Raw genomic sequence first — 23,658 nt, 5'->3', positions numbered from 1 at the left:
GAAACTCCTTTTGCAAAGATCCTCTTCCTACTTCAACTTATCTCCCTCATACTGATGGACCAGCTCTAAGCCTGCAAACTCCTGTTGTCTGAGGGCTTCATAAACAATCATACAAACGGCATTGGAGACATTCAAGCTTCGAACATGCTCATCATTCATCGGAATCCGAATCGCCTTTTCAGCATGAAGCCGCATAAAATCCTCTGGTAAGCCTTTGTCCTCACGACCAAAAATGAAATAATGTTCTGCATCATCATTGTAATCCACATCCGAATAGGTCTGGTCAGCAAATTTTGAAACCAGGTGGACCTTTCCTCCAGCTGCAGCCTCCATAAATTCATCCAAGCTGTCGTAAAAGCGAACATCTAACTTATCCCAATAATCCAGTCCCGCACGTTTCATCTTCCGATCATCGATAGGAAAAGCCATGGGCCGAATGATGTGAAGGGGGGCATTGGTAGCTGCACAAGTACGAGCGATATTCCCTGTGTTTTGGGGAATTTGAGGTTGATAGAGAACTACATGGTTTTTTGATTTGGTTTCTGTATAAGCTAATTCTTCAATATTCATCACGATCTCATTTCTGGCAAAAAAATAGCCACACTGCCCGGAGTCAAGCTCAGCAAACAGCGTGGTTACGACTTCATTAACTTAACTCACAACAGGTTTGAGGTAAATCAATGAGGTTACTGTATCAGTATACCACTTTCATGCCTCCTGTCAACTATTTCGACAAAAAAATTTCACTTTTTTACATTCTCTTTCATGTAGTTTAGAGAATCTGGCTCTTTATGCCCTATTTCCACCATTAAGAGGTGATTTTTTTTTGAAAATAGAGTAAGATAGAATCATACTTTGGAGGAAATATTCATGAAAATTATTGTAGTTGGAGGCGGTAAAGTCGGAACAGCACTCTGTCGTTCCCTCGTCGCAGAAAATCACGATGTCATCTTGATTGAACAAGATGAAGCCGTCGTTAATCATATTACCAAACGCTACGATATCATTGGTATTGTCGGAAATGGTGCCAACTTTAAGATTCTCGAACAAGCAGATGTAGCCGACTGTGACATCTTTGTCGCCCTAACAGAGCAAGACGAAGTCAATATGGTATCTGCCGTCTTAGCCAAAAAAATGGGAGCCAAAGAAACCATTGTCCGGGTCCGCAATCCGGAATACTCAAATTCCTATTTTAAAGAGAAAAATATTCTCGGCTTCTCTCTAGTTGTCAATCCTGAGCTTCTTGCTGCCCGCTACATTGCTAATAGCATTGACTTCCCAAATGCCTTATCTGTTGAGCACTTCGCTGGTGGGCGAGTGGCCTTCATGGAGTTCAAAATCAAGGAGGAAAGCCCGCTCTGCCAGATGACTCTTTCTCATTTCAGAAAGAAATACGGAAACATCATTATCTGTGCTATCGAACGGCAAGGTCAGTTAACGATTCCAGATGGCGACTTCACTTTACAAGCCTTTGATAAGATTTTTATGACTGGAAATCGAGTGGAAATCGTAGACTTCCACAATAGCATTCGACCGCAAGTTGTTAAAAGTCTGCTTCTGATCGGAGCTGGCAAGATTTCCTATTATCTCCTAAATATTTTAGAAAATAGCAAACGGAAGATTGACTTAAAAGTCATTGAAATCGATCAAAAACGGGCAGAATGGTTTAGTCAAGAATTCCCTGATCTCTATGTTATCCAGGGAGATGGGACATCAAAAGATATTCTAATGGAAGAGCGCGCAGGTAACTTTGATGCTGTTGCGACTCTAACAGGGGTCGATGAAGAAAATATTATCGCTTCTATGTTCCTAAATAGCGTAGGTGTTCAAAAGAATATTACCAAGGTCAACCGGACTAGCCTGCTAGAAATTATTGATCGGCAAGATTTTTCAAGTATTGTGACACCCAAAGGCATTGCGGTGGACACCATCATGCATTTCATCCGTGGACGCTACAATGCCCGCTATTCAAATCTTGAAGCCTTGCATCATGTTGCCAACGGTCAAATCGAGACCCTTCAATTCCAGATTCGCGAAGAAAACAAAATGACGGGCAAACCTTTGGCACAACTGAAATTGAAAAAAGGTGTTCTCATCGCAGCCATTATTCGAAACGGGAAAGCTATTTTCCCAACTGGAGATGACCATCTTTTGATAGGGGATCGCATTATCGTTACTACCCTAATCAGCAACATCACTAAAATCTATGATTTGTTAGAGGGGTAAGCCATGAACAAAAGTATGATTCGCTACCTTTTAGCAAAACTCCTTCTGATTGAAGCCATGTTGCTCTGTGTGCCGATTGTGGTTGCACTTCTCAATCTAAAGAACGATTTTGTTGTCAAGGATAGCCCGACTGTCTTTCTCTCCCTATTTGCAACCATTGCCATCCTCCTTGTATTGGGAGGCATTGGTTCCTTTTTCAAACCCAAAGATTTTCACATCTATGCCAAGGAAGGCGTTCTGATTGTGGCTTTGTGTTGGATCCTATGGTCCTTCTTTGGTGCTCTTCCTTTTGTCTTTTCAGGACAAATCCCAAACATCATTGATGCATTTTTCGAAGTTAGCTCTGGTTTTACAACTACAGGGGCAACCATTTTAAATGACGTCTCCGTCCTCAGTCCTTCCCTTCTTTTCTGGCGTAGTTTCACCCACTTGATTGGAGGGATGGGGGTGCTAGTCTTTGCCCTAGCTATTATGGACAATAACAAGAACAGCCACCTCGAAGTGATGAAGGCAGAAGTGCCTGGTCCCGTATTTGGTAAAATTGTATCCAAATTGAAGAACACAGCTCAAATCCTTTATTACCTCTATTTGGCCCTCTTCTTCCTCTTTGTGATGATCTACTTCTGTGCTGGCATGCCTCTTTATGATAGCTTTATCATTGCTATGGGGACTGCTGGTACTGGTGGGTTCACCGTCTTCAATGACGGGATTGCCCACTACCATTCGACGCTCATCACCTATTTGGTCAGCTTTGGTGTCTTGGTATTTGGGGTTAACTTCAATCTCTATTACTATATCATGCTTCGCAAGTTCAAAGCCTTCTTCGGCGATGAGGAACTTCGCACCTACCTGATGATTGTCGGGGTTTCTTCCCTTTTGATTGCCTGCAACATTTTCCATCTCTATCATAATTTTGCGGATAGTTTTGAAATGTCCTTTTTCCAAGTCTCCAATGTCATTACCACGACTGGATTTGGTTTTGGCAATACTGTTGATTGGCCGCTCTTTTCTCAGTTCCTCCTTCTCATGCTCATGGTGGTTGGTGGATCCGCAGGATCAACGGCCGGTGGACTAAAAGTGATTCGCTGCTTAATTCTAGCTCGGATCGGGAAGAATCAAATTCGTTCGACTCTCTCACCCAACCGGGTGATGACCCTACATGTGAATGGCACTGCCTTGGATAAGGACACCCAGCACAAAATCTTAAAATATTTCGTAGTCTATACCTTGATTACCATCGCCCTCATTGCGGTTGTCAGCTTTGACAGCAACAATTTTATGACAGTTGTTAGTGCAGTCTTTAGTTGCTTTAACAATATTGGACCGATGATTGGGACAACGGATACCTTCGCTATCTTTAGCCCCATCTCTAAATTCTTATTATCAATTGCCATGATTGCAGGACGGTTAGAAATCTACCCGATGTTACTGCTCTTTATGCCTCGCACTTGGTCAGATCGCTAAAAAACAAAAAGTTTTGGAGAATTTCCAAAACTTTTTTCTTTGCTCTGAGTGAGACTTCTTATAAAAGTTTGCTCTAACTTAATTTTCGCTTTTCTCTTCTTCTAGGTGGCTCCTCAGACTGAAATGATCTGGAACTGGATCTACTCCAGTCTTGCTCCAGGGATGGCAACGAAGAATCCGGGCAAGCCCCATCAGAATCCCTTTTAAACCATGCCGTTCAATTGCCTGGATCATATAGTTGGAACAGGTAGGACTATAGCGACAGGAAGGTGGAAAGAGGGGAGAAAGAAGGCGTTGATAGAGACGAACAAGACCAATCGCACATTTCTTCATTATTTTTTCGTCTTTGTCACTGCAAGGGTATGCAATTGGCTGATTTCTTTTTTATTGAGACGGCGGTATTCACCAGGACGAAGTCCAGAAACGTCTAGATTTCCAAATTGAGTCCGGGACAATTTATCCACCAAAAGCCCCACGGCTTCAAACATCTTTTTGACTTGGTGATTGCGTCCTTCATGGATGGTCAATTGGACAACTGAGCGATTCTTTTCTGGGTCAACTTTAAGAATCTCATAGGTTGCTGGCTTGGTCTTTTTGCCATCGATGGTCACACCACGAGTCAAGGGACGCAAGTTTTCTTTGTTCGCCAATCCCTTCACGCGCGCAACATAAACCTTATCAATCTCATTACGCGGGTGGATCATTTCATCCGTAAAATCACCATCATTGGTCAAAATCAGGACACCAGAAGTATCCCAGTCCAAACGACCGACAGGATAAATCCGTTCCTTGACTTGCGGTAACAAATCAATAACAGTTGGTCTCCCTTTATCGTCTGATACACTGGAGATGACCCCTCTTGGTTTATTTAAGAGGTAGTATACCTTCTCCTCGTTGTATATTGGTTGACCTTCTACTTCTACCTTGTCTCCAGACTTGATCGTCGTCGCCAATTCACGGACCACTTGGCCATTTACAGTGACAAGGCCTTGCTTAATCAATTCCTCTGCTTTGCGGCGGCTTGCGACACCAGCATGAGCAATATATTTGTTAATTCTCATCAATTTCCTCAGTTCTTTCTGTAAATAATTGGCTTTCTTGACCGATTAACTCAGTCTCTTCAACAATTGGTAGCTCGTCTAGATGGTTTATCCCCATGTAATCCAAAAAGTAATCTGTCGTCACATAGAGATTGGGTCTCCCAATGACTTCTTTCTTCCCATCTTCTCGAATCAACTCAAAAGAAAGTAATTTTGAAATAGCCCCACTAGAGTTCACCCCTCGAATATCATCGACTTCAATCCGAGTAATCGGCTGTTTATAGGCAATGATGGAGAGAGTTTCCAAGGCGGCACGAGAGAGGCTTTGATTCATTGGTGACTTTGAATACTCACGTAACAGCTCTGCATATTGGGACTTGGTCACTAATTTATAGGTTGACGCTGTCTCTAATAAGGCCATACTAGAATCTTGATCCTGCTCATATTTCTGGGCCAATTTTTCTAAACTTTGAATCACCCCTGTGGGAGGAAGGGATAAGAGATCGGCAATCTGTCTCACCGTCAAACCATCTTCTCCTGCAACAAACAAGAGGGCCTCCATCTCTGCAATTTTACTCATTCTTTAATCCTACTAAAATAATATCTCCAAATGGTTCTTCCTGAAGAGCCTCAACTTCTTGTACTTTAATTAATTCCAAAGTCGCCAAAAAGACTGTAATTAGTTCATTCACATCCTTGGCTTCCTCAAAAATATCTTGTAGCAAGATTCTCTTACCAGGTTGACACAACTGACGAACAACATTCATCAAGTCTTCAATTTTATACTCGTCTCGAACAATGGTCGTATGATTTTGTCGAAATTCTTCCTTCTTTTTCGTTAGCAATTTTGAAAAGGCCAAGAAAAGATCTATCGTGGTCTTGTCATGGACCAATTCAGCATCATCATAGACTAATTCCGTTTTGGGTTTTGAAAAGTACTGGGCTCTCTCCTCGTGTTGAAGGGCCATCTTTTCACCCAATAGTTTAAACTTCCGGTACTCTTCGATTTGAGATAGGAGATCCTGCTCCAAATCTTCTTCATCCGTTGCTTGCTCCGCAATTTTTGGAAGGAGACGCCGACTCTTAATTAAGGTCAACTGACTGGCCATCAGCATGTATTCACCAGCAACCTCAAGCCGCATGGCTTGAAGGGTCGTTAGATAGGCCAAGTACTGCTCGATCACCTCAATCAGAGGAACCTCATAAATATCCATTTGGTATTTTGAAACGAGGTGTAAGAGAAGATCCAAGGGACCTTCAAAATCCTTTATTTTAATATCCATTACTTATACTTTTCTAAGGTAACAAGAGTTTTTAAACCGAGCTCGCGGGCGATGCTAAACAGATCCATCCCCTGTTCTCTTTGTTTTAAAATGTATTGTTCCCGTAAGGATTGTGCCGAAAGATTCTCAAACCCTTTTTCCAATAGGAAGGACTCTAATTGACGGAAGCCCCACTGACGCGAGTAGGCCTTGCCCTTGTTATCAAATAAATAAGTCCCCGTCATCAAATCCGTCAACTCTCCTAGAAGAGCATCCGGAATACGCAAGACCCGTTTTTGTCCTTCTTTTCCTACGCGTAAAACCTGAAAATCGAGCTCGATATCAACGATTTTCAACTGAAGAATTTCACTAGGCAACAAGCCCATCTCGACAATCAATAGGGCAATCAAGCGACCTTGGGATAGCTCTGACCCTTCCCACAAGAGGGATAAGTCCAATAGTTCTTGATCGTGGCTTTTCGGCACAGAGACTTTTGGAAGGACTAAGCGATGGTAATCCTCAATAACTTGATGTTGATAAAGATAAAACAAAAATTGGTTGACGGCTGAAAGCTTCCGTTTTTGAACAGCTGGTTTAAAATCTTTAATCGAAGCTTGATAAATTCGAAGATTGGTATCTGAGACATGGTTATGAACAGTATCCACGAACTGATCCAAATCATAAGAATAAGCCGTCTGTGAATTTTCACTTAAGTCTTTTTCTTTGATAAAACTAGCTATGTATTCTTTCATTTTTTCCTCATCTCATATTCATTTGAGAAATTGTGCATGAGGGAGTTGATGGCTTTTAAAATGGATTTTCGAGTGATGATCCCTTCAAAGATTCCATCCTCTGAAACAACCGGTAGAAAGGATTCCTCTACCAACTTATGCAAGACTTCCGTCACAGTATAGTCTTTTCCAAGGCGCTCCCCATCCGTTTTTGTCATATGAACGATGTCCATGGATGAAAAGACTTCATCAGAATAATCATGTTTCATTTGGTAAGAAAGAATATCTGTTAAAGAAATCGTCCCTACGTATTTCATTTGATCGGTCACAACAGGAACACGAGTGTAGCTAATTTGACTCAGCACCAAGATGGCATGATCCACATTGTGGGTATCAATTAAAACAGCCAAATTCCGCGCTGGTGTCAAAAAAGTCTTTTCTTCTTGAAGAATAAATTCTTCAAATTCCTTGGCGATCATCGATCAAACTCCTTTGTAAGAGGTTCATAGACCTCATGCTTCCGATTTAAAAATTCAACTCGATAGGAATCTGCATCAATTTCTACTTTAGCATAAAGGCACTCTTGAATGGGCCCCCGCGGTAAACTGATTGACCCAGGATTTAGAAAAAGGGTACGTCCTTCTTTCCAAGCATCCGGAATATGCAGATGGCCATAGAGGCAGATATCTGCATCTTCTTCCTGGGCCCACAAATCTAACTTTTGAAAACTAAAATTAATTTGGAAAAGATGACCATGGGTTTGAATAATCCGAGTAGGACCCAATTGCGTCACCAGACGTTCGGGGTACTCCCCATAAAAGTCCGTGTTCCCTTTGACAACATGAATGCCTTCCCATACAGGGTCGGTACTTTCTAACTCAGAATCCCCGTTGTGAAAAATGGCATCGACCTTTCCTTTATAGTGGTTTTTGATTTCTTCTACGATCTGACGATCGCCATGAGAATCGCTCATGACGATAATTACTTGTTCTGCCATGCTGGGAATACCTCCACTAATTTCTTCACGGCTAAAGCACGATGCGATTGTTGATTTTTCTCCTCTAGAGTTAGTTGAGCAGATGTCTTACCTGTTTCTCCTACCAGAAAGAGGGGATCATAGCCAAACCCGTTCTCACCTTTTGGTTCAAAATTGATATATCCTGGCCAATCCGCCTCCACAACAAGGCTCTCCTTACCAGGACTGGCAACCACTAAGGTTGTATGAAATTTTGCTGACCGATCCTTCAATTCAAAGACCATCGCCAACTCGTGTAAGAGCTTGGCATTGTTCTCTAAGTCGGTCGCTCCTACACCTGCAAAGCGAGCAGACCAGACACCTGGTAAGCCCCCAAGGATATCGACCATGAGTCCTGAATCATCTGCCAACACCATTTTCCCTGTTAGCTGTGAAATTGTCTCAGCTTTTAGGCGAGCATTTTCTTCGAAAGTCATTCCTGTTTCAGCGACTTCTGGAAGATCTGGATAGTCATTGAGATTCTCAACTTCAAAACCCATTTGTTCAAAGATCTGACGAAACTCTTTTGTTTTTCCTTCATTCCGAGTAGCGATTAGCAAGCGATCCTTAAGACCTTCCTGGCCCAAAAAATCTGCAAGTGGAAGACCATTCTTTGGCAGATAAACAGAGAGCAATTGCTCTCCTTCTACAATGAGAAGAGCTCCTTGACGCTGCACGAGTTCAATTTTGCGACCTAGTGTTTCCTCAACGATTTGAAAGAGGAAGGTCAAAAACTGCAAACTAGAGGCGTAACGAACAACCGTTACATTTAGGGGAAAGCCCAAATCTGTGTCTCCAACTAGTGATTCTACTAAGTCAACAAGCTCAGAAGCTTCTGAAGAGACTTCACTATATTCGTTATAGTCACTCCGATCTCCCCATTCAGCTAGAAACCAATTTAAGGCATCTTTGTATTCATATATCTTTTGGTTCATAATTCTACATGCTCCACATGAACAACTTGATGCAACCAAGTCTTGGCAATCGCTGCAAAACTGGCTGCATTGGCCGTTGTATAAAACTGATGGTGGCAGTCCTCCAGTTGACGACTGCGATTAATCTCAAAGTAGTTGAGCAAGACCGAGATATCCCGGACACACTCAGCACCGCTATCAATTAATTGAACCTCTGCCCCCATGACATTTTGAATAATAGGGCGAAGGAGAGGATAATGGGTACATCCCAAAACCAGTGTATCCACTTTCCCAGCCAAAGGTTTCAAGGTTTCATAGACAACTTTTTTTGTAACACTGGACTGCAACTCATTGGATTCAACCAGAGGGACAAATTTCGGACAAGCTAAACTCTCTACTGCCATTTCTGGTGATAGGCTTTGAATTTTTTTCCGATAAATATCTGAGGCGACCGTCATCGGGGTCCCAATGACTCCAATTCGTTTGCTTTTTGTCGCCTTGATCGCTGCGGAAGCTCCTGGCAAAATCACTCCTAAAACAGGGATATCCAAGGCTTCTTTCACCTCTTCCCATACAACAGCTGTCGCCGTATTACAGGCCAAAACAATCATCTTCACATTTTTCGTTAGGAGAAAACGAACCATCTCCCAAGTATAGTCACGAATTTGATCTGCTGGTCTCGGGCCATAAGGTGCTCTAGCGGAATCACCAATATAGACTACCTCTTCATGGGGAAGTTGCCGCATCAATTCGCGAACAACGGTTAACCCTCCGACACCCGAATCCAAAAAACCAATTGGTCGATTGTCCATCTGCCTTCCTTTCAAAACAAGGGACCAAGAAAAATCTTAAAGTCCCCCTACTTATTTTATTGTGTCATCTGTTTTGCTTTTATTTCTTCTTCGTATTCAAAGATGCTTTTTGTTGATTCAGAATTTGACGGTAAACTTGTTGCACCTTCGCTTCACTTGGACGTTGACCACTAGCTCCCAATAATGTACGAACCGCTTCAACATTCAAACGTGGGTTTGATGCAAATTCTTTTTCAAACTGCTTGCGAAGTAGGTACATACCTGCCAACATTCCACCAAAGAAAGCAAGGATAATCAATAAAATTGTCAAAAATGTAGACATAAGTGTTTTTCTCCTAAATTCAATATTTACACATTTTCTATTATACCAAAAAGGCCCTATTTTTCAAAGTCAAAGCCATACAATGTTGCAAAGTAATCCTCGGGTTTTTCGGCCCGTCGAATGAGACGAGTTTGGCCCGATTCTTCTAATAAAATCTCCGCAGAGCGGAGCTTGGCATTGTACTGATAGCCCATGGAATAACCATGCGCTCCTGTATCATGGATGACCAAGAGATCCCCAATTTCAGAGACAGGAAATTCCCTATTCTTGGCAAACTTGTCATTGTTTTCACACAAACTACCAACAATGTCTACTACTTCTGTCTCTCCATCTGGTCGATCCAGATTGGTAATATGGTGGTAAGCCCCGTACATAGCAGGACGAAGGAGGTTGACAGCCGAAGCATCTACTCCTAGATAGGTCCGATAAGTCCGTTTCTTATGGGTGACATGGGTGACCAATAGGCCATGTGGGGCTAGCATAAAGCGGCCTAATTCCGTATAGATTTTCACTTGATCTAAGCCCACTGGAACTAAAATGTCCTCGTAAGCCCGACGAACACCCTCCCCAATCACAGCAATATCATTTGGTTGGTCTTCTGGTTTGTAGTTCACTCCAACCCCACCAGAGAGGTTGACAAAGTCCAAGGTAACCCCTGTCTTTTCAACCACTTCTACTGCCAACTGGAATAATTGCTTAGCCAATTCTGGATAGTAATCATTGGAGACGGTATTCGAAGCTAAGAGGGCATGGATCCCAAATCGTTTGACTCCTAAATCTTTCAACTCCGTAAATGCTTGGATCAATTGCTCCTTGGTCATGCCAAACTTAGCCTCTTCAGGATGGTCCATGATATCCGTTCCCAGTTCAAACACCCCTCCTGGATTATAGCGGCAAGAGATGACCTCCGGTAGTGTCGCAACAGATTGTAGAAAGGCTACATCTTCGTAAGCATCCAAGTTGATAGTCGCTCCTAGCTGACGGGCAAAGACCATCTCTTCAGCCGGTGTATTGTTGGAAGAAAACATGATTTCTTGGCCTGTAAACCCTAATTTTTGTGCCATCAGCAGCTCCACATAGCTAGCACAGTCCACGCCACAGCCTTCTTCTTTGAGGATTTTTAGGATGGCTGGATTAGGGGTCGCTTTGATAGCGAAATACTCCTTAAAGCCTGGATTCCAAGAAAAGGCTTGATGGAGGGCACGAGCTGTCTGCCGGATCCCAGCTTCATCATATAGGTGAAAGGGAGTTGGATAGGTTTCCGTAATTTGTTTTAATCTTTCTCTACTAATGAATGGACGTTTCATGTGAAGATTCTCTTTTCTATCAATTTTCTTTAGTATATCACAAGTTTTCCAACAAAAAAAGCCGGTTTCCCGGCTCTTTCGATTAATCGTTGCGTCCAAAAATACGCAAGATATTGATGAACAAGTTGATGAAATCAAGATAGAGTTCCAAAGCCAAAGCAACAACCCAACCATTGGTTGGCTGACCATTGGATTGTTCATAGACATAACGAATCTTTTGGTTATCCCAAGCAGTCAAACCTGCAAAGATGATAACACAAAGAATGCTAAGAACATAATCCATACCAGAGCTTTGTAAGAAGATGTTCGCAATCGAAGCAATGATAATTCCAATCAAGGCTCCCATAAATGCTCGGCCCATTCCAGACAAGTCTTTTTTGGTCACACGACCAATGGCTGACATGATAAAGAACATCAAGGCACTAACGACGAAGGCTTTATAAACTGTCGCTTGAGCATAGCGTGCAATGATAAAACTCAAGGTAAACCCATTCAAAGCTGAATAAGTTAAAAAGAGAGGCAAGGCCATGGGATTGTTTTTCACCGATTGTCTAGAAGCGACCAGGACCAAAATCAATTCAACGGCAATGGCAATATAGTAGACCCATGGAGCCTGAGTTAGAATATATATGAAGGTTTCTTGGAAAAGGGTCATCATCAAAGCTGATACAACAGCTGAGATTCCAACTCCAACTCCAACTAGAGAATAAATTTTGCTATAAAAGCTATTAAGACCACTTTGTTCGTGGATAACGGTTTGTTGATTCATCATCAATCATTCCTTTCAAACTTAAATTATTATGATTTTAACATTTTTCGATGGAAAAGTCTCCTCTTTGACCACTTTTTTCTCATTGGTTCTGAGGCTTCTTTTATCGCCCAGTATTTATCGACCATGGTCACGAGGAAAGATTCTTTGTAGCGAGGTGGAGCAAGCGTCAAGCCCCACATATGTTTGAGGATGATGTCCTCTTCTTTTTTATTGAGGCTTGTTATCTTTTTGGCATTTCGGACAGCTATCCGAGGATGTACCCAGGCATGGCTCTTGTTAAATTTGACCTGCCGCCAGTCGTAGTAAAAAAGATCGTGTAAGAGAGCTCCCCTTGCTGTACTTTTGGTATCCCAGCCCATCTTCTTAGAAATGCGGTAGCTGGTGTAGCTAACGTGAATGGAATGCTCCAAACGGTTGGAATGAATATGGTGGGGAATTTCCTTTAATTTTTGAAGTTTGGGATGCTGGATCAAATGTCCGACTTCAGCCATATATTCTTTATCTTGTCGATACATGCGTCTCACCTCCTCTATCTGACTAACGCACTATTCTTCAATCATAGAAAAGATCAAAATCCCTGCAGCAACAGCGACATTCAGACTCTCTGCCTGACCTGGCATGGTGATATGAACCAGCAGATCTGCCTTCTCAGCCATCTGGTCACTAATACCTTGTCCTTCATTCCCCATGACCAGTACAAAAGAAGGGACTTTCTCCACTTGCTTATAGTCAATAGAATCCTGAGACAAGGTGGTCGCATAGATGGGTAGCTGACTTTCTTCAATGGCTGTTAAGAGTTGCTCTTTAGGCAGACGGATAACAGGAAGATGAAAATGACTCCCCTGCATAGAGCGCAAGGTTTTCATATTATACAAATCTGCTGATTGATCGGTTAGAAGCACCCCGTCAAAGCCTGCTGCGTCAGCAGTCCGAATCATGGTTCCGACATTTCCTGGATCTTGAACATCCTCTAACAATAAATACCGTCCTTGAGCCAGCTGAAGATGCTGGATTGGCTGAATCTTAATTTCTGCCACGATTCCTTGAGGGCTTTTGGAATCAGCAATTTCTGCTAAAACTTCAGGACTTACGATGGTCACCTTCGTATCTTTCTTGATCTTATCTACAAACTCTTCCAGAACAAAGACTTGTTCAATCGGAGCCTGATGATTGATAGCTTCTTCATAAAGATGCCAGCCTTCGATCAGGTAAGAGTTATTTCGGTATTTTTTTTGATGAAGTTTTTTAACTTTTTTAATCCCATTATTGGACTTAGAGGTTATAATATTCATAAGACTATTATACCACATTCACAGGAGGAGCTTCTCCGTCCTGAGTAGGAATTCAAGCACAAGGAGAACAAGCATGCAAAAAGTTGAAATGACGGCCCAAGGTCGGGTTCAAGGTGTTGGCTTCCGTTGGGGAGTTTATAGCTTAGCATTAGAAATTGGAGGTATTACAGGCCGGGTCTGGAACAATGATGACGGAACGGTCACTATCCTTGCCTCCTGCGAAGACAATGCCCGCATGGCCAAATTTATCCAAGAAATACGAAAAGGCCCTACTCCTTTTTCAAAGGTTTCTTATCTTGACGTCCATCTGGCAAACTTCGAACCCTACAAAGATTTTAAAATTTCAAATTAAGTCCAGAGAACTATTGTTAATTTGATAAAAAAACAGTAGAATAGAAAGGTATTATTTAAAATTAAAGGATTAAAACTTGTGAAAAAATATAAACGTTATTTACTTGTTGCTCTCAGCTTGTCTGCTCTCCTCCTCTTAACAGGATGTGTCAGCATCGACAAGACAACCAAACAACCAACCGGTTTTGTCTGGAATCTCATTGGAAAACCGATGGGGGAAGCCATCAATTTCTTTGCGACAGATCTTGGCCTCGGCTTTGGTCTAGGGATTATCCTCGTAACAGTGATTGTTCGTGTCATCATCTTCCCTCTAGGTATTTATCAATCTTGGAAGGCAACCTACCAGTCTGAAAAGATGAACTACCTCAAACCGATCTTTGCGCCGATCCAAGAACGCATCAAAAATGCGGAGACTCAAGAAGAGAAATTATTGGCCAACTCTGAATTGATGGATGCTCAAAAAGCAAATGGTGTCAGCCCATTCGGCGGCATTGGATGCCTGCCTTTGTTGATTCAAATGCCTTTCTTCTCTGCCCTATATTTTGCAGCTCAATACACTCCAGGTATTAGCAAGGACTCTTTCCTCGGCATTGGTCTCGGTTCAAAAAGTCTTGCTTTAACCTTAGTTGTTGCTGTTCTTTACTACATTCAAAGCATGCTTTCTCTCCATGGTATCGAAGATGAAAACCAAAGAGAAACCATGAAGAAAACAGCTCTCGTAAGCCCAATTATGATTGCAGTCTTCTCTTTAATGGCACCAGCTGGCGTCACTCTCTACTGGGTAGTCGGTGGTTTCGTACAGATTATTCAACAATTTGTCATCAACTACCTCATCCGTCCAAAATTGCGGAAACAAGTTGCTGAGGAATATAAAAATAACCCTCCAAAAGCTCCAGCATCCAATGGACGTCGCGTTAAAAAAGATATTACACCAACTAATCCAACCAACGCGAATCGTTCCCTTCCAACTAACGGAAACAAAAAACGAAACGCTGGAAAACAACGCAATCGTAACTAATATTAGCAATAAGGCCGAGATATCATCTCGGCTTTTCCATTACTACAAAAAAATGAGAGTGGTTCATTCTCATATAATAATAGATACAAACTATTGTTTTACATAAAACAGTTAGATGATTATCAAAAAATGACTTTTATTTTTTAGTTATTTAAGAAGATGAAAAACTTTCCGCTGTGAGAAAAGTGCCTGAAACTATTGTGTTTCAGGCACTCGGGAGTTTTGAGAGTAAAACAGTTTGGGGAACTGTTTTAGCCTGAGCCTGGAAATTAAAGAGCGAAGGTCTCAAAACTAAGTCATGGAACTTCTTCGAAGTTCGCTGACGTCCGTAGTCACCTAAGGAAAGTTTTTCAGATGACTTTATCTTCAAAAAAAAATGAGAGTGACTCACTCTCATTTTTTATTCTGTTTTTTCAACGTTTAAGATTTTCACTTGGTAGCTTCCTGCTGGAGTTTCAATCGTCACAGTGTCCCCTGTTTTGTTACCAATTAAGGCATGACCGATTGGACTTTCATTTGAGATCTTACCAGCAAAAGCATCCGCTCCAGCTGAACCAACAATAATGTAAACATCTTCTTCGTCTTCGCCAATTTCTTGCACGGTAACTGTTTTTCCGATTGCTACTTCATCAACAGCGACAGCATCGCTGTCGACAATTTCAGCATAACGAATTTTTGTTTCTAGGCTGGAGATTTGCCCTTCAACAAAAGCCTGTTCGTCTTTAGCTGCTTCGTATTCACTGTTTTCTGAAAGGTCTCCGTAAGAACGAGCAATTTTAATCCGCTCTACAACTTCTGGACGACGAACTAATTTCAATTCTTCTAATTCTAGTTCTAACTTTTGCTTTTCAGCTAGGGTCATTGGATAGGTTTTTTCTGCCATATTTCTTTCTCTTTTCTATTATTTTTTCGAACTAAAAAGGTGTGGCATGCCACATCCTCCTTAGTTTGAGCTGCTTTCTGTTAATTTGCTATTCACGTGTTCTTCCACGTTTTTAGTGTGTTCCTCATAAGTTTTTGCAAAATAGACTTCCCCAGTCTCTACATTTGCTACAAAGTAGAGGTAGTCTGTCTTGCTTGGGTTAACGGCTGCTTCAATTGCAGATACCCCTGGACTATCTACTGGACCAGGCATCAAACCAGTATTCTTGTAGATATTATAAGGTGAATCGATATTGGTGTCAATCGTTGCGTCTTCTTTTAGTGTCGTCTTCTTGCCTAATTGGCCTTGTGCGTACAAGATAGCAATATTACTTTGAAGAGGCATATCTTGATTCAAACGGTTATAAAAGACGCTTGCAATATCCTTGCGGTCTTTATCGGTAGCACCTTCTTTTTCAATCAAAGAAGCCAGCGTCAATGCCTCATTGACATCAATATTTTTAGCTTCCATGGTGTCATAGTAGGCTGAAAGATTTTGGTCCATTGCAGCTAACATCTGGTCTACAAGATCTTCCATTTTACTATTTTTTCCATAGCCATAAGTAGCTGGGAAGAGATATCCCTCCAAGCGGTAGCGTACGCCACTTTCTTTGGACGGCAAGGTTGCTAGTAACTTAGGATATTTGGCTACCATCTTTTCAATAAAAGCATCATCTTGGATGACTTTTAAGAATTCTTCTTGCGTATATGGAGTCTTGGCACCAGATTTGGAGCTTGCATCCACAGATACCACTTTCGCGATTTGATCAATCGTGTAACCCTCAGGAATCGTAATTTTTCCTAAAACTGGTGGTTCTGGGGTTTTAGTCCCTTGCTCTTGCAATTTTTGAATAATGGTATCGAGATCCATACTCTTTTGTAGATTGAAATAACCGGATTGGAAGTTCCCATAATTCTTGAACTTGGTGTAATAGTTGAAGAACTGGCCATTCTTAATCAAGCCTTTTTTCTCCAAAATAGTTCCAATTTCACGATTGCTAGAACCAGCAGGTATTTCAACGGTTACAAACTCTGTAGCCTTGGCATCCATGGCATTTAAGTTAGATTGAACATAGGTCACTGCAAAAATTCCAGTTGCAATTATTAAAACTAAAAGAATTCCTAAAACCGTCAAGACAATCCGCTTCGCAATAGTATTCTGTTTTTTCTTTTTTTGAACACGTTGGTCACGATCCTTGCGCGAAACACTAGATACCGGTTTTTCTTTTCTCGAAACAGCTACAGGCTGACTTGAACTTTCTGCTTCTCGAGTTGGCTCTTCGATTGGTAGAGGTGTTTCTTCTTGGTTCTCTTCGGCTACTTCCTGAATTGCAGGGACCTCTGTAACCTCTGGCACTTCTACTCTTTCTACTTCCACTGGAATCTCTACTGTTTCCTGAACCTCAGACTCTTCTGACACAAGCTCTGGAAGCGTTCCTTCCGTCTCGCCTTCTTTTTTTTCTGGAATAGAGATTTCTTGAACAGGTAAGTCATATTCTTTTTCAGCTTGTAAAATCTGCTTATTGGCTTCTTCAAGATCACGGAGAATTCGCTCTTTAAAGCTTAATAATTTTTCATTCTCTTGTTGGTTATCAGTCAAATACTTGACCTCCCTTGTCATAATCCTTAATATTATATCTTAAAAGGGATAGAAAAGCAATAGGAACGAGGCTTGAGCGCCTCAAATCCTATTGATCAGTTACTTGATGGAACCTCCCATACTAAATCGTACCAAACTTCTCCAGCATAGTTAGAGTCCGAGCGTCCTTCGTTTACAAAGCCGTTCCTTTCATAATACTCAATCAAGTAATCATGACAGGTCAAACTAACCCCTTCCCGTCCTTCTTCTAAGGCAAGATTTTTCATGGCTTCAAGCAGGGCTTTCCCGACCCCTAAGCCTTGGACAGACGGGGAAATCGAAAGACTCGTAAGGGTAATATAACCTCCTGGTAGATGGGACTCGTCTTTTACGTCCGCTGTAAAAGAGCGGTCCTCGACATATCTAGTTTGTGTCACTGGGCCTTCTAAATAGCCTAGGAGTTGGCCATCCTTGTCAGCGACTAAAAAGCTATTATTAAACGTTTCAATATGTTTTGCAAGCACCGTCTTATCTATTGCCTCTTCTGGACTAAAATTTTCCAGTTCTATGGCAACGATGGCTTCTAAATCCTTCATAGTTGCACGACGAATGTTCATTTTTCTTCCTTTCTATAGGGATAGGTGCCACATTAGGTGATAGCCCTCCACTCCTTCTTCCTTATCCCCTATCTCTAGTTGAAAATCATTCATTTCAAAATACGGAATCAACTCCTCTTGGCAGGTCACATGAATCCCTAACAAGGATTCTTGAGCTACAAGAGACTTGAGTGTGGCGAGTAGCAAGGTGCCAAACCCTTGTTTTCTAAAGTCTGGAAGAATTTCCAACCACAATAATTTTAAAGAGGGATTTTCGAACTGCTCCTCCATCTGAATCAGGCAACTTCCAATCACTTGCCCTTCAAATTCCAAGACCAGGGTTCTAAATCCATTCAGTTCTTGCTGATCCGCTCTTTGAAAAGAAAAATTTTGGGACGTGATCTGTTCGATCTCATCCCAATCATTTTCTTTAGCAAACCGAATCCTAACGCTTGGTTGCATGGTATCTCCCTATTGAACGTTATTGGTCAAGTTCCCAAGCAAACGTTCAAATGAATATTCATAGGTCTGGATATCTCCTGCTCCCATGAAGACATAAACGGCATTGTCATGATCCAAGAGTGGAGAAACATTTTCAGCTGTAATCACACCGGATTTCTTAATAATTTTCGCTTCTAGATCTTCTACTTTGACATCCCCATGATCCACTTCACGAGCTGATCCATAAATCTGTGCCAAGTACACCGCATCTGCCTGATTCAAGGCATCCGCAAACTCATCCAAGAGGGCAATCGTCCGAGTAAAGGTATGAGGTTGGAAGACCGCTACGATTTCCTTACTTGGGTATTTTTGACGGGCCGCATCCAAAGTGGCAATAATCTCAGTTGGATGGTGGGCAAAGTCATCAATGATGACGGTAGCGTTGACAATCTTTTCTGTAAAGCGACGTTTGACCCCGCCAAATGTTTTTAAGTGTTCCCGAACCAAATCAAGATCGAATCCAGCGATATAAAGCAAACCAACGACCGCTGTTGCATTCATGACATTGTGACGTCCAAAGGATGGGATTTGGAATTGTCCCAAATCTTCTCCACGGAAGTGAACACTAAAGATTGATCCCGTAGTAGAACGCAAGAGATCACTGGCTACAAAATCATTACCTTCTTTTTCAAATCCATAGTAGTAAATCGGAGCCTTGGCTGTGATCCGACGAAGTTCAGGATCTTCACCATAGATGAACAAGGCTTTGGAAATTTGTTTGGCATAATCATTGAAGGCATTAAAGACATCTTCTAAGCCAGTAAAGTAATCAGGATGGTCAAAGTCAATATTGGTGATAATCGAATACTCTGGGTGGTAAGGCATAAAGTGACGTTCGTACTCGTCTGATTCAAAGACAAAGTACTTAGCACCTTTCGAACCACGACCAGTTCCATCCCCAATCAAATAGCTAGTATCTGTGATATTAGACAGAACATGAGACAAAATTCCTGTAGTAGAGGTTTTCCCATGAGCTCCTGCTACTCCCATGCTGACAAAATCACGCATAAATTCACCCAAGAATTCATGGTAGCGTTGATAGGTATAGCCTTGAGCATCTGCATAAGCAATCTCTACGTTGTTCTCAGGTTTAAAGGCATTTCCAGCGATCAAGATTTGATCTCCAGTAAGATTTTCTTCGCTGAATGGTAGGATGGTAATCCCTGCTTGTTCTAGACCTCTTTGAGTAAAGTAATATTTCTCTACATCAGATCCTTGTACAGTGTGTCCCATCTGATGGAGCATGAGAGCCAAGGCACTCATACCAGCTCCTTTTATTCCGATAAAATGAAATGTTTTTGACATAGTTTCTCCTCTCGCTAGTCCAGATTGGTCACATTGAGTTCTTGTTTAATGAGTCTCGTTGGAATGTTTTGTTGATCCTTGTTATAGATTTGACTCTTTTTCAAGAAATCATAATTATTTTTTTGGGGTTTCTCTTCTTGGTGGGATTCTTGAACTGGATGTTCCTCAGCACCTTCTAAAAGGATCAATTGCTCTTGTTTCAGTCTCTCGCCGTATTTGATCAATTCACCTGGGGTTTCTTTTTGAAATGGAGCTGTTGGCTTCCCTTTTGGCATGAAAGAAGGGGTGAATTTCTTACGATTAGACTTAGATGCAATATCCGCCGTCAAATACGGAGCCGTCCGCTTCTTTTTCAAATCCGCACGCGCTGCTTCACGAGCTTCTTCTGCGTAGCGATTCGCCGGGCTCTTTTTATCAACAGGCTCCTTGAAATCAGGAGTCATTGGCTGCCTTCTTGACTTAGGCACTTCAAATGGTTTTTGAAGGGATTTTTGTAGATTTTTTTGATAAGGTTGCTCTGCTACCTTTCCAGTAGCAATCGGCTCCCATTCTAAATAGTTTTTATCTGTATACTCCCCAAGAATATTACTAATGAAGTCCCCATCATCATATAAATTCATATGGGGCATTTGAGTTAGCATCAATTCATCATCTGCTACTTGAGGAAAATGCTTATCCGTCATCCTATTTCTTCCTTTCGACACTCCATTAATTATAAACTATTCATTTTATTTTTCAAGTTATTCTACCGAAATACCCAAAATTTCCCGAATTTCTTCAATAGAAAGGCTGGAGCGCGTTTCGGTGCCATCTAATATGGTAGAAACTAAATGACGTTTGCTAGTCTGGAGCTCTTGAATTTTTTCTTCGATGGTCCCTCGAGTAATCATCCGGTAGACCTCAACATTCTTATCTTGTCCCATTCGATGGGCACGGCCAATGGCTTGATCTTCTACCGCAGGGTTCCACCATAGGTCAACCAAAATAACCGTGTCAGCACCCGTCAAATTCAAGCCAACTCCACCTGCTTTCAAGGAAATGAGAAAGGCATCTCCTTGACCGGAGTTAAAGGCGTTGGTCATATCTTGGCGCTCATTAGCTGGCGTAGATCCTGTGATTTTAAACGAAGTCATCTTCAGAGTATCCAACTCTTTTTCAATGATATCCAACATGCCCCTAAATTGTGAGAAGATCAACACTCGTTGATTTCCATCTTTGATCTGCTCTAGCAATTCTCGAAGGCTATCCAGCTTCCCACTTTCTCCAGTATAGTCCTCTAAAAAGAGGGATGGAGTATCACAAATCTGACGAAGACGCATCAAACCAGATAAGATTTCCATCTTACTGCGATTGAGTTCCTCTTCAGAAGAGCTTAGAATGCGGTCTTGCATTTGCTTCAACTGGGCTAAATAGATCGTTTTTTGATCGTCAGCCAATTCATTCTTATAGGTCATCTCAATCAAATCTGGAAGCTCCTGCAAGACTTCACTTTTTTTCCGTCTCATGATAAAGGGCTTGACGTATTGAGAAATAGTCTCTGGACTCAATTGTTTAAATTCTTTTTTACCCGGAAACAAACCAGGAAGAACAATTTGGAAAATCGACCAGAGTTCCTCTACATGGTTTTCTATTGGCGTTCCCGACAAAGCAAAGGTATGAGGAACATCGAATTTCCGTAAGTATTGAGCAATCTTGGTTTGGGAATTTTTCATGACCTGGGCTTCATCCAAGATTAAATATTGGTACTGATTTTTTTCGTATTGCTCTACGTCCTGGCGGAAGGAAGCGTAACTGGTAATCGCTACCTGAGGATTGCTTGCAATCACCTCGTCGCGACTTGCTTTGAGGCCATAGATGACCTCCACTTCCATTTGTGGAGCAAACTTTTCGAACTCCTCTTTCCAATTATAGATTAGACTAGATGGGGCTAAAATCAAAATCTTAGAATCCGCTGTCGCAACACTTGAGAGAAAGGCAATGGTCTGGAGGGTCTTTCCAAGTCCCATATCATCTGCCAAAATCCCCCCAAAGCCATAGTGATTAAGCATGGATAGCCAGCGGACTCCGACTTCCTGATAATCTCGAAGTTTAGCTGTCACTTGCAACTCACCCAAAGGAAATTGTTCTGGATGAATCAAGTCATGAGCCAAGCGACGAAACTCTTCAGAAAATTGGACATTGTCAGCTGACTCAAATAACTGGGAAAGCTGGAAGGCTGCAATGCGATTGGTTTGTAACTGACCTGTTTTTGTCTTCTTTGCACGAAGATTCAATAAAGTCTGACTAATCCGCTTGGTTTCTTCATCAAAGATTAGAACCTTTCCTGATTGACTGATATAATAGTCATTCTTCTCAATCAAGGCACTCATCACTTGCTCAACCTCAGAGGGATCAATGGAGTCAAATTCAAAACCAATCTCAAGGAGACGACCACTGGTTTGAATGGCAATCTTTGGCTTTTCAACCTGATACAGATCTAACAACTTATCCGAAACTTCGACCTCTCCCAGTTCTTCAAACAAGGGAAGGGTCTGCTGAAAGAAGGGATAGATCTGCTTGGGAAGGAGAGGAGCTCGTTTTGTTTGAAATTGATTGGTAAAGCCAGCTGTCAAGATGGTTTCAAAAACCAAACGTTCCTTATCAAAATTACTGGAATAAGGCAGATCCTTAAGTTCTTTCTCTGAGCGAACGATACGGTCCTCGTAGACAAAAACTAGATCCAGCAGCACTTCTCCTTGCTCCGATAAATCAAAAGCAAAGTGAGGTTGAAAATCGTGAATATAGAAATTACTTGGTGCTTTCACCTCACCAATTTTCCTGAATTGCTCTAAGCTATAGGTTAATTTGGTCTGATCAGACAAATCAAATTGAACATGTCTTTTCTGATCACTGGAGAGGGGTAAACTCTGCACAGCCTCAATCAAAATCTTTTGAAGCGGTGATATTTGATAAAAATGGCCATTTGCCAAAAGAAAGCGACCTTCCACCATTTTATAGGAAGCCACTTGGACCTGTAGTTCGATAAACTCCTTCATTTCCACTACTTGGAAAGAAAACAAGCCGGAATCTTCCTGGAGTTCTTGAAAGAATACTTCCTGATAGGTATCCAGTCCGACTTCAAGGGTAAAGGACGGTAAGTCCATCAATAATTGCACAGCTTCTTCAAAGAAGCTCATTGAAAAGTAAAGATGACGACCCCCATTTGGAAAGAAGAGGGCATCATGCACCGTATCTCCCGATAACAAGCCTTCTAAGAATCGAATTAAGGCACGACTTTCAGGGTCAAAGGCTGCATAGGAAATCGGCTCGTAATAACTTTTTCCAATCGCAAAATGGGACTGTTTTCTGATGGCTTGCAAAAAAGCTACAACATCCCGCACCACATAAGATCTCTCATCCGGTCTGCGATAGATACGAAGGGTCCACAAAAACTGACCGGAATAGTCGTCTACATGACCGGTTGCTGAAAGACCAAAACGGACTTCTTTGCTTTCAATTTTTGGTAGGACTTGATCTAAAAACAAACTTCCAAAAGATACTTTTTCCTTTGTTTCTTGACTTTCTGTTGCATCTTGCTCCAAACCAAGCAAGAGTTCCTTCCCTTCTTCATCATTTTTTAAAAAGGCTTCTCCTGCGGCTAAATGCACACAGTATTTTTTCTTCTGGAAAAACTCACAACTACAAAAAATTGCTTGATCATCTAGACTATAACGGAGGGAGTCATTGTTAATTCTGAAATAGAGGTACTGATTCTTCATTTCCTGTAGGGAAACTTTCCCGTTTTCATAGAGAAGGATTCCTTCTGAACGGATTTTCCCAGGAATTAATTTTGCCATATTTACCACCTTATGTTTATCTCTTTATTATATCATATCCCCTCTAAAATAGAAAAAAAGACAAAGAATTGTAAAGAATTCAATGCCTGATTTTACTATCACCTACTCTGCTTTTTTTCCATTCAAATTAAAGAAGAGGTATTCTTAGAAACTTCCCTTAGGTGAGTACGGACGTCAGCGAACTTCTATGAAGTTCCATGACTTAGTTTTGGACCCAAGGTTCCAAAACTCCCGAGTGCTAGAAACAATCTTGTTTCTAGCACTTTTCTCACGGCGAAAAGTTTCAGATCTACTTGAATGACTCCAAAAATAAAAGTCATTATTTGAAATATAGCTAGCTATTTTATGTTAAAAATAGTTTGTTTACATTCTAAAAGGAACACCAAGTGTGTTC

The 23,658-nt window shown here is 41.5% G+C and carries 26 protein-coding genes; 4 read left to right on the top strand and 22 right to left on the bottom strand.

Going from position 1 to position 23,658, the window contains the following annotated elements; all coding sequences use genetic code 11:
- Positions 1-27: 27 nt before the first annotated feature.
- A complete protein-coding gene (locus tag H8S88_RS01440) occupies positions 28-570 on the bottom strand; it encodes a tRNA (cytidine(34)-2'-O)-methyltransferase (protein WP_236127854.1) in 543 nt (180 codons plus the stop codon).
- Positions 571-870: 300 nt separating this feature from the next.
- Between H8S88_RS01440 and trkA the strand changes: the two genes are divergently transcribed.
- Entirely contained in the window at positions 871-2,226 is a 1,356-nt protein-coding gene (gene trkA / locus H8S88_RS01435) for a Trk system potassium transporter TrkA (RefSeq protein WP_236127853.1), read from the top strand.
- Positions 2,227-2,229: 3 nt separating this feature from the next.
- Entirely contained in the window at positions 2,230-3,690 is a 1,461-nt protein-coding gene (locus H8S88_RS01430) for a TrkH family potassium uptake protein (protein WP_236127852.1), read from the top strand.
- Positions 3,691-3,768: 78 nt separating this feature from the next.
- Here the strand turns inward: H8S88_RS01430 and yidD are convergent, their stop codons facing one another.
- The 14 genes from yidD to H8S88_RS01360 all read right to left on the bottom strand — a co-directional run bounded on the left by yidD (position 3,769) and on the right by H8S88_RS01360 (position 13,157).
- Positions 3,769-4,023 (bottom strand): membrane protein insertion efficiency factor YidD, encoded by a 255-nt coding sequence (gene yidD, locus H8S88_RS01425; RefSeq protein ID WP_048688293.1) that lies wholly within the window; start codon positions 4,021-4,023, stop codon positions 3,769-3,771.
- Positions 4,023-4,751: a pseudouridine synthase gene (locus H8S88_RS01420; RefSeq protein ID WP_023024093.1), complete on the bottom strand. Its 729-nt coding sequence runs from the start codon at positions 4,749-4,751 to the stop codon at positions 4,023-4,025. The genes yidD and H8S88_RS01420 overlap by 1 nt, the downstream gene beginning before the upstream one ends.
- Positions 4,741-5,310, bottom strand: a complete 570-nt coding sequence (gene scpB, locus H8S88_RS01415) for an SMC-Scp complex subunit ScpB (RefSeq protein WP_023024095.1) — start codon at positions 5,308-5,310, stop codon at positions 4,741-4,743. Before scpB ends, H8S88_RS01420 begins: the two co-directional genes overlap by 11 nt.
- Positions 5,303-6,013 carry a segregation/condensation protein A gene (locus H8S88_RS01410; protein ID WP_048688298.1) on the bottom strand — a complete coding sequence of 237 codons (711 nt, stop codon included), beginning with the start codon at positions 6,011-6,013 and terminating at the stop codon, positions 5,303-5,305. Before H8S88_RS01410 ends, scpB begins: the two co-directional genes overlap by 8 nt.
- Complete coding sequence (gene xerD, locus H8S88_RS01405; protein ID WP_048688302.1) at positions 6,013-6,744, bottom strand: site-specific tyrosine recombinase XerD; 732 nt, start codon at positions 6,742-6,744, stop codon at positions 6,013-6,015. Before xerD ends, H8S88_RS01410 begins: the two co-directional genes overlap by 1 nt.
- Entirely contained in the window at positions 6,741-7,202 is a 462-nt protein-coding gene (cbpB, locus tag H8S88_RS01400) for a cyclic-di-AMP-binding protein CbpB (RefSeq protein WP_125334807.1), read from the bottom strand. Before cbpB ends, xerD begins: the two co-directional genes overlap by 4 nt.
- On the bottom strand, positions 7,199-7,720 hold the full coding sequence (locus H8S88_RS01395; RefSeq protein WP_125334809.1) for a metallophosphoesterase: 522 nt from the start codon (positions 7,718-7,720) through the stop codon (positions 7,199-7,201). Before H8S88_RS01395 ends, cbpB begins: the two co-directional genes overlap by 4 nt.
- The gene (locus H8S88_RS01390) at positions 7,705-8,673 is read right to left on the bottom strand and encodes a nucleoside-triphosphate diphosphatase (RefSeq protein ID WP_125334811.1); all 969 of its coding nucleotides are present in this window, start codon (positions 8,671-8,673) and stop codon (positions 7,705-7,707) included. Before H8S88_RS01390 ends, H8S88_RS01395 begins: the two co-directional genes overlap by 16 nt.
- Complete coding sequence (gene racE, locus H8S88_RS01385; protein WP_236127851.1) at positions 8,670-9,464, bottom strand: glutamate racemase; 795 nt, start codon at positions 9,462-9,464, stop codon at positions 8,670-8,672. The genes H8S88_RS01390 and racE overlap by 4 nt, the downstream gene beginning before the upstream one ends.
- Before the next feature lie 79 nt (positions 9,465-9,543).
- Positions 9,544-9,786 carry a YneF family protein gene (locus tag H8S88_RS01380; protein WP_006595782.1) on the bottom strand — a complete coding sequence of 81 codons (243 nt, stop codon included), beginning with the start codon at positions 9,784-9,786 and terminating at the stop codon, positions 9,544-9,546.
- Positions 9,787-9,842: 56 nt separating this feature from the next.
- Positions 9,843-11,093: a diaminopimelate decarboxylase gene (locus H8S88_RS01375; protein ID WP_236127850.1), complete on the bottom strand. Its 1,251-nt coding sequence runs from the start codon at positions 11,091-11,093 to the stop codon at positions 9,843-9,845.
- A gap of 82 nt (positions 11,094-11,175) precedes the next feature.
- Positions 11,176-11,862: a Bax inhibitor-1/YccA family protein gene (locus tag H8S88_RS01370; RefSeq protein ID WP_006595780.1), complete on the bottom strand. Its 687-nt coding sequence runs from the start codon at positions 11,860-11,862 to the stop codon at positions 11,176-11,178.
- 29 nt (positions 11,863-11,891) lie between these two features.
- Positions 11,892-12,380, bottom strand: coding sequence for an HDIG domain-containing metalloprotein (locus tag H8S88_RS01365; protein WP_048715413.1), 489 nt, complete (start codon positions 12,378-12,380; stop codon positions 11,892-11,894).
- Between the two features lie 30 nt (positions 12,381-12,410).
- The gene (locus tag H8S88_RS01360; RefSeq protein ID WP_125334817.1) at positions 12,411-13,157 is read right to left on the bottom strand and encodes a TrmH family RNA methyltransferase; all 747 of its coding nucleotides are present in this window, start codon (positions 13,155-13,157) and stop codon (positions 12,411-12,413) included.
- Positions 13,158-13,230: 73 nt separating this feature from the next.
- Between H8S88_RS01360 and H8S88_RS01355 the strand changes: the two genes are divergently transcribed.
- Both H8S88_RS01355 and yidC read left to right on the top strand, forming a co-directional pair.
- Positions 13,231-13,509, top strand: coding sequence for an acylphosphatase (locus tag H8S88_RS01355; RefSeq protein ID WP_125334819.1), 279 nt, complete (start codon positions 13,231-13,233; stop codon positions 13,507-13,509).
- A gap of 78 nt (positions 13,510-13,587) precedes the next feature.
- Entirely contained in the window at positions 13,588-14,526 is a 939-nt protein-coding gene (gene yidC, locus H8S88_RS01350; RefSeq protein ID WP_129270192.1) for a membrane protein insertase YidC, read from the top strand.
- A gap of 400 nt (positions 14,527-14,926) precedes the next feature.
- On the opposite strand, the gene greA is transcribed toward yidC, so the two are convergent.
- The 7 genes from greA to H8S88_RS01315 form a co-directional block, all read right to left on the bottom strand.
- Entirely contained in the window at positions 14,927-15,409 is a 483-nt protein-coding gene (gene greA / locus H8S88_RS01345) for a transcription elongation factor GreA (RefSeq protein WP_048688326.1), read from the bottom strand.
- A 60-nt stretch (positions 15,410-15,469) separates the two neighbouring features.
- A complete protein-coding gene (gene mltG, locus H8S88_RS01340) occupies positions 15,470-17,080 on the bottom strand; it encodes an endolytic transglycosylase MltG (protein ID WP_443032518.1) in 1,611 nt (536 codons plus the stop codon).
- 62 nt (positions 17,081-17,142) lie between these two features.
- Entirely contained in the window at positions 17,143-17,643 is a 501-nt protein-coding gene (locus H8S88_RS01335) for a GNAT family N-acetyltransferase (protein WP_048789528.1), read from the bottom strand.
- A gap of 12 nt (positions 17,644-17,655) precedes the next feature.
- Complete coding sequence (locus H8S88_RS01330; protein WP_048789527.1) at positions 17,656-18,084, bottom strand: GNAT family N-acetyltransferase; 429 nt, start codon at positions 18,082-18,084, stop codon at positions 17,656-17,658.
- A 9-nt stretch (positions 18,085-18,093) separates the two neighbouring features.
- A complete protein-coding gene (murC, locus tag H8S88_RS01325; RefSeq protein WP_236127849.1) occupies positions 18,094-19,428 on the bottom strand; it encodes a UDP-N-acetylmuramate--L-alanine ligase in 1,335 nt (444 codons plus the stop codon).
- A gap of 14 nt (positions 19,429-19,442) precedes the next feature.
- Complete coding sequence (locus H8S88_RS01320) at positions 19,443-20,111, bottom strand: cystathionine gamma-synthase (RefSeq protein ID WP_236127848.1); 669 nt, start codon at positions 20,109-20,111, stop codon at positions 19,443-19,445.
- Positions 20,112-20,168: 57 nt separating this feature from the next.
- Positions 20,169-23,264: a DEAD/DEAH box helicase gene (locus tag H8S88_RS01315; RefSeq protein ID WP_236127847.1), complete on the bottom strand. Its 3,096-nt coding sequence runs from the start codon at positions 23,262-23,264 to the stop codon at positions 20,169-20,171.
- Positions 23,265-23,658: the final 394 nt, after the last annotated feature.

It is taken from the genome of Streptococcus sp. GS001 (assembly GCF_021595565.1).
GTDB classification, from domain to species: Bacteria; Bacillota; Bacilli; order Lactobacillales; family Streptococcaceae; genus Streptococcus; species Streptococcus xiaochunlingii.
The sequence above is the reverse complement of the archived record's forward strand: the minus strand, read 5'-3'. Positions and strand labels throughout refer to the sequence as shown.

Coding starts and splice junctions, on each gene's coding strand:
- H8S88_RS01440 (WP_236127854.1), bottom strand. CDS start 570: ATGAATATTGAAGAATTAGCTTATACAGAAACCAAATCAAAAAACCAT.
- trkA (WP_236127853.1), top strand. CDS start 871: ATGAAAATTATTGTAGTTGGAGGCGGTAAAGTCGGAACAGCACTCTGT.
- H8S88_RS01430 (WP_236127852.1), top strand. CDS start 2,230: ATGAACAAAAGTATGATTCGCTACCTTTTAGCAAAACTCCTTCTGATT.
- yidD (WP_048688293.1), bottom strand. CDS start 4,023: ATGAAGAAATGTGCGATTGGTCTTGTTCGTCTCTATCAACGCCTTCTT.
- H8S88_RS01420 (WP_023024093.1), bottom strand. CDS start 4,751: ATGAGAATTAACAAATATATTGCTCATGCTGGTGTCGCAAGCCGCCGC.
- scpB (WP_023024095.1), bottom strand. CDS start 5,310: ATGAGTAAAATTGCAGAGATGGAGGCCCTCTTGTTTGTTGCAGGAGAA.
- H8S88_RS01410 (WP_048688298.1), bottom strand. CDS start 6,013: ATGGATATTAAAATAAAGGATTTTGAAGGTCCCTTGGATCTTCTCTTA.
- xerD (WP_048688302.1), bottom strand. CDS start 6,744: ATGAAAGAATACATAGCTAGTTTTATCAAAGAAAAAGACTTAAGTGAA.
- cbpB (WP_125334807.1), bottom strand. CDS start 7,202: ATGATCGCCAAGGAATTTGAAGAATTTATTCTTCAAGAAGAAAAGACT.
- H8S88_RS01395 (WP_125334809.1), bottom strand. CDS start 7,720: ATGGCAGAACAAGTAATTATCGTCATGAGCGATTCTCATGGCGATCGT.
- H8S88_RS01390 (WP_125334811.1), bottom strand. CDS start 8,673: ATGAACCAAAAGATATATGAATACAAAGATGCCTTAAATTGGTTTCTA.
- racE (WP_236127851.1), bottom strand. CDS start 9,464: ATGGACAATCGACCAATTGGTTTTTTGGATTCGGGTGTCGGAGGGTTA.
- H8S88_RS01380 (WP_006595782.1), bottom strand. CDS start 9,786: ATGTCTACATTTTTGACAATTTTATTGATTATCCTTGCTTTCTTTGGT.
- H8S88_RS01375 (WP_236127850.1), bottom strand. CDS start 11,093: ATGAAACGTCCATTCATTAGTAGAGAAAGATTAAAACAAATTACGGAA.
- H8S88_RS01370 (WP_006595780.1), bottom strand. CDS start 11,862: ATGAATCAACAAACCGTTATCCACGAACAAAGTGGTCTTAATAGCTTT.
- H8S88_RS01365 (WP_048715413.1), bottom strand. CDS start 12,380: ATGTATCGACAAGATAAAGAATATATGGCTGAAGTCGGACATTTGATC.
- H8S88_RS01360 (WP_125334817.1), bottom strand. CDS start 13,157: ATGAATATTATAACCTCTAAGTCCAATAATGGGATTAAAAAAGTTAAA.
- H8S88_RS01355 (WP_125334819.1), top strand. CDS start 13,231: ATGCAAAAAGTTGAAATGACGGCCCAAGGTCGGGTTCAAGGTGTTGGC.
- greA (WP_048688326.1), bottom strand. CDS start 15,409: ATGGCAGAAAAAACCTATCCAATGACCCTAGCTGAAAAGCAAAAGTTA.
- H8S88_RS01335 (WP_048789528.1), bottom strand. CDS start 17,643: ATGAACATTCGTCGTGCAACTATGAAGGATTTAGAAGCCATCGTTGCC.
- H8S88_RS01330 (WP_048789527.1), bottom strand. CDS start 18,084: ATGCAACCAAGCGTTAGGATTCGGTTTGCTAAAGAAAATGATTGGGAT.
- murC (WP_236127849.1), bottom strand. CDS start 19,428: ATGTCAAAAACATTTCATTTTATCGGAATAAAAGGAGCTGGTATGAGT.
- H8S88_RS01320 (WP_236127848.1), bottom strand. CDS start 20,111: ATGACGGATAAGCATTTTCCTCAAGTAGCAGATGATGAATTGATGCTA.
- H8S88_RS01315 (WP_236127847.1), bottom strand. CDS start 23,264: ATGGCAAAATTAATTCCTGGGAAAATCCGTTCAGAAGGAATCCTTCTC.